This window comes from Lysinibacillus sp. NPDC097279 (assembly GCF_044761745.1).
Taxonomy (GTDB): Bacteria; Bacillota; Bacilli; order Bacillales_A; family Planococcaceae; genus Lysinibacillus.
Genome location: NZ_JBIWDA010000001.1, coordinates 1,304,762 through 1,316,645, shown reverse-complemented (window position 1 = coordinate 1,316,645; position 11,884 = coordinate 1,304,762). Strand labels below are relative to the sequence as shown.

Annotated in this window: 9 protein-coding genes and 1 riboswitch; of the genes, 3 read left to right on the top strand and 6 right to left on the bottom strand. The window is 37.1% G+C overall.

What is annotated here, in order from left to right:
* Window positions 1-9: 9 nt before the first annotated feature.
* A riboswitch (SAM riboswitch) is annotated at window positions 10-119 on the top strand.
* 105 nt (window positions 120-224) lie between these two features.
* The gene (gene metA, locus ACIQ1H_RS06635) at window positions 225-1,160 is read left to right on the top strand and encodes a homoserine O-acetyltransferase MetA (RefSeq protein WP_401016642.1); all 936 of its coding nucleotides are present in this window, start codon (window positions 225-227) and stop codon (window positions 1,158-1,160) included.
* 87 nt (window positions 1,161-1,247) lie between these two features.
* On the opposite strand, the gene ACIQ1H_RS06630 is transcribed toward metA, so the two are convergent.
* The 6 genes from ACIQ1H_RS06630 to plsY form a co-directional block, all read right to left on the bottom strand.
* Window positions 1,248-2,534 carry a GerAB/ArcD/ProY family transporter gene (locus ACIQ1H_RS06630; RefSeq protein ID WP_402887456.1) on the bottom strand — a complete coding sequence of 429 codons (1,287 nt, stop codon included), beginning with the start codon at window positions 2,532-2,534 and terminating at the stop codon, window positions 1,248-1,250.
* Window positions 2,535-2,563: 29 nt separating this feature from the next.
* Window positions 2,564-2,794 carry a hypothetical protein gene (locus ACIQ1H_RS06625; protein WP_172771432.1) on the bottom strand — a complete coding sequence of 77 codons (231 nt, stop codon included), beginning with the start codon at window positions 2,792-2,794 and terminating at the stop codon, window positions 2,564-2,566.
* A 6-nt stretch (window positions 2,795-2,800) separates the two neighbouring features.
* On the bottom strand, window positions 2,801-3,997 hold the full coding sequence (locus tag ACIQ1H_RS06620; protein ID WP_402887454.1) for a Ger(x)C family spore germination protein: 1,197 nt from the start codon (window positions 3,995-3,997) through the stop codon (window positions 2,801-2,803).
* Between the two features lie 28 nt (window positions 3,998-4,025).
* Entirely contained in the window at window positions 4,026-5,573 is a 1,548-nt protein-coding gene (locus ACIQ1H_RS06615) for a spore germination protein (RefSeq protein ID WP_402887452.1), read from the bottom strand.
* 142 nt (window positions 5,574-5,715) lie between these two features.
* Window positions 5,716-6,006, bottom strand: coding sequence for a HesB/YadR/YfhF family protein (locus ACIQ1H_RS06610; protein ID WP_337981254.1), 291 nt, complete (start codon window positions 6,004-6,006; stop codon window positions 5,716-5,718).
* Between the two features lie 18 nt (window positions 6,007-6,024).
* The gene (gene plsY, locus ACIQ1H_RS06605) at window positions 6,025-6,627 is read right to left on the bottom strand and encodes a glycerol-3-phosphate 1-O-acyltransferase PlsY (protein ID WP_172771436.1); all 603 of its coding nucleotides are present in this window, start codon (window positions 6,625-6,627) and stop codon (window positions 6,025-6,027) included.
* A gap of 653 nt (window positions 6,628-7,280) precedes the next feature.
* Here plsY and parE point away from each other — a divergent pair.
* Together parE and parC are read left to right on the top strand one after the other, a co-directional pair.
* Window positions 7,281-9,257: a DNA topoisomerase IV subunit B gene (gene parE, locus ACIQ1H_RS06600; RefSeq protein WP_402887449.1), complete on the top strand. Its 1,977-nt coding sequence runs from the start codon at window positions 7,281-7,283 to the stop codon at window positions 9,255-9,257.
* The gene (gene parC, locus ACIQ1H_RS06595; RefSeq protein ID WP_402887447.1) at window positions 9,254-11,683 is read left to right on the top strand and encodes a DNA topoisomerase IV subunit A; all 2,430 of its coding nucleotides are present in this window, start codon (window positions 9,254-9,256) and stop codon (window positions 11,681-11,683) included. The genes parE and parC overlap by 4 nt, the downstream gene beginning before the upstream one ends.
* Window positions 11,684-11,884 lie beyond the last annotated feature (201 nt).

The following is an 11,884-nucleotide window of genomic DNA, read 5'->3' as shown; positions in this document are numbered from 1 at the left end:
AATTAAATAATCTTATCAAGAGAAGCTGAGGGATTTGGCCCTATGACGCTTCAGCAACCTCTAACAATGTTAGAAAGGTGCTAATTCCACCAAAGGATGTTTCCTTTGAGAGATAAGAGTGAACGTGATAATTATCCTTCTCATTCTTGCTCCAAAGGAATGAGGGGGATTTTTTAATTTTATTTAGATAGAGAGAAAAAAATTAAAGAAAAGGGGAATGCAACATGCCTATTAATATTCCAAAAAACTTACCAGCAGGAGAACATTTACGTGGGGAAAAAATATTCGTAATGGAAGAAGACCGCGCTAAAACGCAACAAATTCGTCCTTTAAATATTTTAATTTTTAATTTAATGCCAGAAAAAGAAAAAACAGAGCTACAATTACTGCGATTGCTCGGTAATACACCATTACAAGTGAACATTACATTTTTAAATACAGCAACACATGAGTCTAAAAATGTGAGTAAATCACATTTACAGCTATTTTACTCGACGTTTAAAGAGATTCGCCATCGTCGCTTTGACGGGATGATCATTACAGGGGCTCCTGTTGAAAAGATGGCATTTGAAGAAGTGAATTATTGGGAAGAAATTTCAGAGATAATGGATTGGTCCGTTAAAAATGTCACATCTGTAATGCATATATGTTGGGGGGCACAAGCAGCCTTATATCATCATTATGGGATAGGTAAGTTTGAACTACCAGAAAAATGTTCTGGCGTCTATTCACATGTCATTACCGATTTAACGGTTGATTTAGTGCGCGGCTTTAGTGACTTATTTACAGCACCACATTCTCGCTATACATCGGTTTCCATTGATGAAGTACGTAAGCACCCAGATTTACGCTTACTGTCCTATTCAGAAGATGCTGGCGTCTTTATTGTGCAATCAAAGGATAATAAGAACATTATGATTACTGGTCACTTAGAATACGATGCGACAACATTGGCAGATGAGTATTATCGTGATGTTGAAAAAGGGATTGATATTGCCATACCTGTTAACTATTTCCCACATAATGATCCTTCGAACGAGCCAATCAATACATGGCGAGCACATACGCACTTATTATTTTCGAATTGGCTCAACTATTATGTTTATCAGGAAACACCGTACGAATGGGATTTTGTTGATGAGATTGAATACCATATTTAATTTGGGACTATTGCCATTGCGTTATACAGCGATAAGAACCCCCATTTCTCAAATAAACAGCGAGAAATGGGGGTTTGTTTAAACTTTTTACGATTCAGTAGTATTTGGTTTATTTTTAGAATCTTGTTGCGTGTTAGTATCTTGCTGTTCTGTAGATTTTTGTTTAGTATTGTCGCTTTGGGTATCGATAGAATCCTTTAAAATACTAGCACTTTGCTGATTGTTGGAATTTTGTTGAGCGTTTGTATCCTGTTGCTTGTTATCACGTTGTTGATTATCCTCATTCTTTTTTATTTTACGCATTTTTGCAACTACTAGTAAAAGCAATGGAAGTAAAACAGTTATTAGCCCTGAAAATAGAGGCCATATTTTCTGATTATAATTATTCGAATGGACAATATTAGGATGAGCAAGTTGTGCCATTGCAACCATGCACATCCCTAATGGTAAAATAAAGGGGCGAGGATCTTTCACTTTAAGTATTTGTCCTAAGCCAATAACCGTGGCGTAAAAATAAATAAAGGTACGAATATAAATTGAAATAATCCACATAACCGCCATAATTATTTCTACGCGCTGAAAAAAATTGCCTATTGAAATTCTTTGAGCTAAAGCATAGCTTGGAAATGTTTTAGCAGCAGTATTCGTTGAACCAAGGACTAGTGTTGATAGGGCAATAATAATGATTAATACGATTCCGCCAATTATCGTCCCTAAATAAAACCCTTTTTGAGCTGCTTTTTGTACATTGACTCCTGTAGGGAAGAACATAAGCAACACAACGAACGGAAATGAAAAAATACTCATAAATGATAGTGTACTGATTAGTAATGGCTTTGTTTTTGTTTCTAAAATAGGTTGTATATTTTGGATATTTATTTGAGGTGAAATACAAATAATAAAGACAATAAATATTACTGAGAAAATTGCAAATAGTATTTCTGCTGAGCGAGCAAAAGTCTCGATGCCTAAATACGAAGCAAAAACGATAATAATGGTGAATAAAACAATAAAGGATATAGTAGGCGTTTCAGGCATCACTTCTGTTTGCATAAAATTACCAATGAAATATAACAATTCACCAGCTGACAGAAAGGTTAAAGATAAAAAACCTAGTGATGCCAAAGGACCGAGAAATTTGCCTAATATTTTGCCATTTGCCTCGACGAACGAATTGCTAGGAGTTTGATTTGCTAAAGTTATATAGAGCTTTACTAATAATAAGCTTAACAGTACACCAATTGTCGCACCAATCCACGCATCCTGATGAAGCGCCTTTGTAATGCTTGCTGGCACAATTAATATGGCTGTACCAATTGAATAAAGAAGGGTAATGACTGTAAATTGTTGCGCGCTAATTATTTGTTTTTCCATCGTACACTACCCTTTCTTTTCATTTATTATTATATAAGCGAAAGCAAAAACTCCCTAAGTGGTGTGAAAATATAGGTTATAAAATCTAATGGGCTTGGAATATTTTTTTTTATGCCAATGGCTATGTTTATTATTGCTCCTATACTTAAAATAATCGAAAAAACGAGTATCGTTTTTTTTTCGCCTTTTTTATTCAAAGGAGGAATAACAATATAGGCAATAGCCACTGACGCAAGCAAGATAATAAATGTTGAAAACATCGTCGATTACTCCTTTGATTTATTCAATAATGAATTTTGGATTGTCCCTAATCCTTGAGTATTGACAGTTACATCAATGTCGACTGTAATCTCTGGATAAATGGTAGACCATTCTTTTTGCATTTCTTTCCACTTTTTCGGATTTTCGCGATGGAGTGCTTCGCCAAAGCCTAAAATATCAAGCTTATAACTTTTTTGAATAATATTTAGTGTTTTTTCTGTTTGTTCTTTTATATGATCTTCTGTCAACTTATCTATATATTCAATGGTTTTATTTTGGGTTAAATTAATGGCACAATTCACTTCACCTATATTTTGCGTGACATTTATTTTGATGGAAATTTTAGGAGTACCCTTTTCGAAAATCCCTTTAATTTTTGCTTTCGATTGTGTAATCTCTGTCGTTAAGTCTCCCTTGTCAGGGCATGCAAGGACAACTACTGTACTTTCAATTTTATTGTTAAGGAAATTGAAGTAAATGCTTTCTTCTTCCGATAGGAGTCCTAACAATTTATCTTCTTTAAAAACAGCTATGCCAGAATATTTTAAAATGACAGGTGTTTTAATTCTTTCTACATTCGTTTGATCTATTCCTAATTTTGGATCTCCCTCTATTTCAACAGCGGATAAAACAGCACTTTTTTCTTTACTACTAAGCGTATTAAGTAATTCGTCTGTATTAACTGTTAATGTTGACCCCCAAGATTTTTCAGAAACCTTAATTGAATTTAATAGTTTATTGGCTGGCATCTTTTCGATCGGGGTTAATACGTTGAGTACTTCTTTGGCTGTTGTTTGATAAGACATAACGACATCAAAATCGTTTCGAAATTCATGATCTCTAGCAATAAAATCTAAAGGCTCATTTAAACCTTCTTCAGCTAGTTTTTGTCCAATAACGACAATTTGTAGATGAGAAAAATATGGTTTCCTTGGTGTTAAGGTCGTCATTCTTCTAATTGCTTCAAATACACTTTTTCCTTTAGCATGATAGGTTACTACAGGTGATCTTCCACTAGATGGTTGTTTGGAAGATATTTCGCTCGGATCAACGACTTGAATAGAAATTTCATATTCATCGTCTATTTTATCTATGCCAAGAGCAACGACAATTGCTAACTCATTTAACTCCCGTTTACTCCAGCAGCCACTTAATAATAAAGTGAGGATTAGCAATAACAAAATCATCTTTATTTTTGACATGGTGTATTCCTCGTTTACACATTAATGTTTATGTTCTTTTTTTAACCTCTTGATATTGTTGTTCTCTAACATCATTTTTTTGACTGAGGAGCCTTGGTCTCGTAAGTAAATTTCTACGTGGGAACAGGACCATCGCATCTTTTTGATCTTTGATAATCATTGGCCCAAATGGACTCATATAAGGAATACCAAAAGAGCGTAAACTACATAAGTGTAGAATAATCATCATAACCCCAAACATAACGCCAAATAAACCAAACATCGCTGCTAAAATCATTAATGGGAAGCGTAAGACACGAATCGTATTTGATAAGCCATAAGAAGGAAACAGAAAGCTACAAATAGCCGTTAATGCAACGATAATGACCATCACAGCGGAAACGATACCTGCTTCTACAGCCGCTTGACCAATTACTAAGGTCCCTACAATGGAGACGGCTGGACCAATTGTCCTTGGCATTCGTAGACCTGCTTCACGCAATATTTCAAAAGCAATTTCCATAATTAATGCTTCAACTACAGCGGGGAAGGGAACGCCTTCTCTTTGTGAAGCTATGCTTATAAGCATGCCCGTAGGTAGCATTTCTTGATGAAAGGTTGTAATGGCTACATAAAGGGAAGGCATAACTAATGCTAGAGTAATACCGAAAAAACGTAAAAGTCGGATAAGAGAGCTTATAATCCAATTTTGATAATAATCTTCTGCTGCTTGTAAAAAGGACGTAAATACTACAGGGACGGTAAGTACAAGGGGCGTACCATCCACAAGTATGGCAACTTTACCCTCTAACAACTCTGCTGCAATCACATCTGGGCGCTCCGTATTGTAAACCATCGGGAACAACGAGAATTTAGAGTCCTGAATAAAATCCTCCAAATAGCCAGTTTCTAATACGCCATCAATGACAATATTATCTAAACGGTCTAACACCTCTTGGACAACCTTATCGTTGGCAATCCCGTTTATATACATAATGGCTACGTCTGTTTGTGTTACATCACCAATAATTCGGGATTTTATCCAAAGGTCAGGACTTTTAATTTTACGACGGATAAGAGCCGTATTCGTACGCAATGTTTCAGTAAACGATTCTCGTGGACCTCTAATCACGGATTCTGTTTGTGGCTCTGTGATGGCCCTATCTTTTGCACTTTTAGTGTCTGTCGCAATTGCAACCGACTGTCCCTCTAACATAATGACTGTTTCGCCATTTAGTATGGAGGAATAAAATGCGGTAAAATCCAAAACAACCTTGACATCACCAACTGCCAAGCATTGTTTTTTTATATAGTCGATGTTGTTGTCTATTTTGTTTTCAGGATCAGTGTCGATTTCAAGCATTAAATTTTCTAATATAAAATCTGTAATCACCGTTTTATCAGATAGACCATCAATGTGAATGAGCGCAATTGATTGATTATCTAATTTTTCAAGTATCACCTCGCGAATAATTACATCGTTACTATTTCCGAGCGCTTCTTTTATCGTATAAATGTTTTCTGAAAGAGAAGTGTGCAGTAAATTCGTTGTGGGGTTTTGCTGTTGGGAGGTATTGTTGTTTTCTGAAACTGGCATTATGATTCCTCCTCATAGATTGACTAGTTAGAGGATGGTCAATTTTACGAAGAGCTAAACCAATTCGTACAAACTAAAGATTGTATACTACACAAAATGAAAAACAGTGATTCCTTTCATTTAACTGAAAGGAATCACTGTTCTATTTTAAATAGTCATATTTTAATTCGTAAAGCTGTTTGTCAACGTCAATGTGTAAGTTATAATCGTTAAAAAACCATAAATCTTTCTCATCGATATAGTAGGTTACACCATCAATTACTGTTTGAACACCTATTTCAAGAGGTTCTTCGCGAGTCATCCCAAGAGAAAATCCTTCATGAAATGGGCTTGAACCACCATATCTTGCATAAAAGCGAATAGTATCACCTGTTACGACTTCCATTTCATTTTTAAACCATTGAAGAGCTTCATCTGTCAGTGCGATATTCATGTGCGAACTCCTTTCAAGTTAAAGCCATTTTACTTTTGGTTCAGTACCATTTTTAATGCGCGTAATATTAGCTCGGTGACGATAAACAATAAAGATAAATAAAAATGCTACTAATATCACCAATGCAAAATCGCCTGTCACAAAATAATAAATAATCGAATAAATTAAAGCTACAAGTGCTGCAATCATCGATGTTAGGCTAACAATTTTCGTAAGCTTTAACGTTACGATAAATGCAATGAATAGTAAAATGAATAGTGGCCAAGAATAGCCTAGTAGGACGCCAGCTGATGTGGCAACAGCTTTTCCGCCACGGAAACTTGCAAAAATAGGGAACATATGACCAATAACTGCAACAAGACCTAAAATCAATCCATGGATTGTGACATCAGAGAAGATTGGTAGTGTTACTAATAACACAGCAGCAGTTCCCTTTAAAATATCCATGATTGTTACAACTAAACCTGCTTTTTTCCCTAATATACGGAAAGTATTGGTAGCTCCCAAATTGCCACTACCATGCTCGCGAATATCTGTTTTGTAAAATATTTTGCCAATCCATAACCCTGAAGGTATAGAGCCGATGAGATAGGCACATAAAATAATAAGTCCGTTTAACATAGATGGACTCCTTTCATCCAAATAATAACACTTGGTACTAATAGTTTGTAACAAGTATTTTACACTTTTTCTTTTTAATCTACAATGATATGAAGGAGATTTCATCATGAGCCTTGAATTCAATACAAAAGGAAACTAATTACCATGATTTCAAAAGTCACAAGCTTATACTAGCTTATGTTAGGTTGTTCGACACTATTATCGTTACAATACCTAAGCTCTTTCTTAAAATATAGGTAAAATGGCAATTTTGTCAATCACACATTCCTTTGGTAGAATAGAAGTCTATCTTTAATTTCTATGTGAAGCTATAAAAAATCATCATTCAACAGATAACGCCTAGCAATCCTTTTTTGGAAAGCTGAGTGTAAGACATTAAGTTGGCGTTTATTGCTGACTGAATGAAGATAGCACCTATGGACGTTGTTGTGGATTTTGTAGAGTGGTCAATGCAGTAAACTTTAGGTAGTGGTAGTCATTTATGTCCGAAAACTGACTTACACTGATCGTTTAACAAAATTCATAGAAGGCAAGACGCCATAGCGTAAACAAAAAAATATATATAACTGTCACTAGCTATTGACAGGAAATGCTATTATTATTAGGATGAGAACGTAATCAGAACATGCGTTTGTTTTTTGGAGGGGAATCTTTTGGCGAATAAACAGTCACCAAGCGTCTATAATGATGACGCCATTCAAGTATTAGAAGGATTAGAAGCGGTTCGAAAGCGACCCGGCATGTATATCGGTTCCACAGACGGCAGAGGACTTCATCACCTTGTATATGAAATCGTAGATAATGCGGTGGATGAAGCACTAGCGGGCTTTGGTTCTCATATCATTGTCACAATTCATAAAGATCAGAGCTTAAGCGTTCGAGATTTTGGACGAGGTATGCCAACAGGTATGCATAAAATGGGTAAGCCTACCCCTGAAATTATTTTCACTGTATTACATGCAGGCGGTAAATTTGGACAAGGCGGCTATAAAACAAGTGGTGGCTTACACGGTGTTGGTTCTTCAGTTGTTAATGCTTTATCGACGTTTTTAGAAGTAACAATTCATCGTGATGGTAAAAAGTATAAACAACGTTTTGAAAATGGCGGACACCCTGCAACAACGCTTGAAGAAATTGGTCAGACAAAACAAACAGGAACACTTGTGCATTTCCTACCAGACGACACGATTTTTTCAGTTACGAAATTCAATTATGATACGCTTGCAGAACGTTTACGTGAATCTGCATTTTTATTAAAAGGATTAAAAATTGAGTTAATCGATCAACGCGAGGAAGGCAAAGGTGATGTTTTCTTTTATGAAAACGGCATTGAAGCTTTCGTTGCGTATTTGAATGAGGAAAAAGACGTCCTTCATCCTGTGAAATATGTAGAGGGTGAACAAGATGATATCGAGGTTGAATTTGCCTTCCAATTCAACGACGGCTATTCAGAAACGATTTTATCGTTTGTTAACAACGTCCGTACACGTGATGGTGGCACGCATGAAACAGGTGCAAAATCTGCCTTAACGCGAGTGTTCAACGAATATGCACGTAAGATTGGTCTTTTGAAAGATAAAGATAAAAACTTGGAAGGGACAGATATACGTGAAGGTTTAGCGGCGATTATCTCTGTTCGAATTCCAGAGCATTTATTACAATTTGAAGGTCAAACGAAAGGTAAGCTTGGTACGAGTGAGGCTCGTTCTGCGGTCGATAGCGTTGTTTCTGAGCAGATTTTATATGTATTAGAAGAGAACGCTGAGCTATCCGCTTCGCTTGTTCGAAAAGCGATTCGTGCACAACAAGTTCGTGAAGCGGCGCGTAAAGCGCGAGAGGATGCTCGTAACGGCAAGAAAAACAAAAAAGGTAGTACGATTCTTTCAGGAAAGCTAACACCTGCGCAATCTCGTAATGCTGCAAAAAATGAATTATATCTGGTCGAAGGTGACTCTGCGGGTGGTTCAGCAAAGCAAGGGCGAGATCGTACATTCCAAGCGATTTTACCGTTACGAGGTAAAGTCATCAATACAGAAAAAGCGAAGCTCCAAGATATTATGAAAAACGAAGAGATTTCAACGATTATACATGCTATTGGTGCGGGTGTAGGGGCCGATTTCTCAGTCGAAGATTCGGCTTACGATAAAGTTGTCATTATGACCGATGCGGATACAGATGGTGCACATATTCAAGTGCTACTATTAACGTTCTTCTACCGTTATATGCGCCCATTAATTGAGGCAGGTAAAGTATTTATTGCATTACCACCGCTTTATAAAGTATCCAGAGGTACTGGTAAAAAAGAAGTTATTGAGTATGCTTGGACCGAAAATGATTTACAAAGTGCCATTAAAAAGGTCGGAAAAGGCTATATGCTGCAACGCTATAAAGGTCTTGGTGAGATGAATGCTGACCAGCTGTGGGATACAACGATGAACCCTGACACACGTACGTTAATCCGTGTAACAATTGAAGATGGAGCACGTGCAGAGCGCCGTGTGACGACGTTAATGGGCGATAAGGTAGAACCACGCCGTAAATGGATCGAAGCAAATGTAGACTTCGGCATGGAGGATGATTCAAATATTTTAGACAATGAATTCATCCAACAAGAGGAGGACCAAGCATGAGTAGTACGGAAAAGTTTCAAGATTTACCTTTAGAAGAAGTAATGGGTGACCGTTTTGGTCGCTATAGTAAATATATAATTCAAGACCGAGCGTTGCCAGATGCACGTGACGGTCTTAAACCTGTACAGCGCCGTATTTTATTTGCAATGTATACAGAAGGGAATACCAATGATAAACCTTTCCGTAAGTCAGCAAAAACGGTCGGGAATGTTATCGGTAACTACCATCCACATGGTGATAGTTCGGTATATGAAGCAATGGTGCGCATGAGTCAGGATTGGAAGGCTCGCCATATGCTGATAGAAATGCATGGTAACAACGGCTCTGTTGATGGTGACCCACCTGCTGCGATGCGTTATACAGAAGCAAGATTGTCAGCAATTGCTGCTGAGATGTTACGTGATATTGGCAAAAAAACGGTGGAGTTTGTACCAAACTTTGATGATCAGGATATGGAGCCAACTGTATTACCGTCTCGCTTCCCAAATTTGCTTGTAAATGGCTCAACAGGGATTTCTGCTGGGTATGCAACGGATATTCCCCCTCACGCGCTTAATGAGGTGTTAGATGCGGTTTTAATGCGTTTAGAGCAACCAAATTCAACTGTAGATGAGCTTATGACGGTTATTAAAGGTCCTGACTTCCCAACAGGAGGTATTATCCAAGGGGTAGATGGCATTAAAAAAGCTTATGAAACAGGGCGTGGCAAAATTATTGTCCGTGCACAAGCAACCATCGAACCATTAAAAGGCGGGAAAGAACAAATCGTTATTACGGAATTACCGTATGATGTTAATAAGGCAAATCTTGTTAAGAAAATTGATGAACAACGTGTAGATAAACGACTGGAAGGCATTGCTGAAATCCGTGATGAATCTGATCGTACAGGATTACGCGTGGTAGTTGAGCTAAAAAAAGATGTGCCAGGACAAGGAATTTTAAATTACTTATTCAAAACTACTGACTTACAAGTAGCCTACAATTTTAATATGATTGCTATCCATAATCGTCGTCCTACGATGATGACTTTACCACTGCTACTTGATGCGTACATAGCCCATCAAAAGGAAGTGGTGACAAACCGCTCGATTTATGATTTGCAAAAGGCGAAAGACCGTTCACATATTGTTGATGGTTTAATAAAAGCACTTTCTATTTTAGATGAAGTGATTGCGACAATCCGATCATCGAATGATAAGCGTGATGCGAAAACAAATTTACAGGTGAAGTATGACTTTACCGAAGTTCAATCTGAAGCAATCGTAAGCTTACAATTATACCGTTTAACAAATACCGATATTACAGAGCTTCGTCATGAACAAGATGAATTAAATGCATTAATTGCAAAGCTAGAAGGTATTTTACACAGTGAGGCGAAGCTTGTTCGTGTCATTAAACAAGAATTGCTCGATATTAAAAAACGTTTTTCTGAGCCACGTCGTTCGAAAATTGAGCAAGAAATTGAAGAAATTAAAATTACGTTAGATGTGCTAGTTCCAAGTGAAGAAGTGGTAGTCACAGTGACAAAAGATGGCTATATTAAGCGAACATCTACACGTTCTCATGCAGCATCCAATGGGCAAGATTTTGCCATGAAGGATTCGGATTATTTATTGTATGAGGCAACGTTAAATACACAGCATCATGTATTGCTGTTCACAAATCGTGGAAATTATATTTATCAGCCTGTGCATGAATTGCCAGATATTCGTTGGAAGGATCTTGGGCAGCATATTTCAAGTATTGTGCCAACTGGTGAAGATGAAACCATTATTGCCGTTTATGGTTTTGATACGTTTGAACAGCCAAACACATATATATTAACGGCTACAAAAGAAGGACAGATTAAACGTTCACTATTAGCTGATTATGCAGTTACACGTTATTCGAAGCCGATTAAAACGATGAATGTGAAATCGGGTGATGAAATGATACTGGCGGATATTGTTTCAGACGATGCCGAATTGTTATTAATAACAGATACTGCATATGCTATCCGCTTCCCAATTGAGGAGCTCCCTGTTACTGGTGTTAAAACTGGTGGTGTGAAGGGAATTACATTGAAAGATGGGGAAGCATTAGTTGGTGTTACTATATTAAAACCATCTGACACAGAGTATGTTGTCATTGTTACACAGCGTGGCGCGGTGAAGAAGATGAATGTCGCTGAAGTCGATATCGCGAGTCGCGCAAAACGCGGTTTAAAAGTGTTAACAGAATTAAAAGCAAATCCACATCGAATTGTTGCGGTTGTCAAGGCTAGTGATGAGGAGCAAGTTGTTGTTGAAACGGATAAGGGCGTGCAAGAAATCATTGATGTCAAAGGGTTAACGCGCGCTGACCGTCATTCAAATGGTTCCTTTAAAGTCGATATCGCGACAGATGGTGCCATTTCACATGTTGTTAAAACGAAAAAAGAAGAATAACAAATTACTTTGCCCACGTTCATTCAAAGAACGTGGGCTTTATTTGATAAGGGCTGTATATTCAATAAGTGTTGCAGTTAAAAAAGGCACAATTAATTTGCACGCTTTTTAATTCAATCGGTCAAATTAATTGAATAAAAACATAAATCTAAAATTGGATACTTATGTTAAAGTTAAGTAAAGGAAGGGAAGAAATATATT

Bases quoted from the DNA above. Each gene is read 5' to 3' on its own strand.
- ACIQ1H_RS06630 (WP_402887456.1), bottom strand. From the start codon at position 2,534: ATGGAAAAACAAATAATTAGCGCGCAACAATTTACAGTCATTACCCTT.
- metA (WP_401016642.1), top strand. From the start codon at position 225: ATGCCTATTAATATTCCAAAAAACTTACCAGCAGGAGAACATTTACGT.
- plsY (WP_172771436.1), bottom strand. From the start codon at position 6,627: ATGTTAAACGGACTTATTATTTTATGTGCCTATCTCATCGGCTCTATA.
- ACIQ1H_RS06615 (WP_402887452.1), bottom strand. From the start codon at position 5,573: ATGCCAGTTTCAGAAAACAACAATACCTCCCAACAGCAAAACCCCACA.
- parC (WP_402887447.1), top strand. From the start codon at position 9,254: ATGAGTAGTACGGAAAAGTTTCAAGATTTACCTTTAGAAGAAGTAATG.
- ACIQ1H_RS06620 (WP_402887454.1), bottom strand. From the start codon at position 3,997: ATGTCAAAAATAAAGATGATTTTGTTATTGCTAATCCTCACTTTATTA.
- ACIQ1H_RS06625 (WP_172771432.1), bottom strand. From the start codon at position 2,794: ATGTTTTCAACATTTATTATCTTGCTTGCGTCAGTGGCTATTGCCTAT.
- ACIQ1H_RS06610 (WP_337981254.1), bottom strand. From the start codon at position 6,006: ATGAATATCGCACTGACAGATGAAGCTCTTCAATGGTTTAAAAATGAA.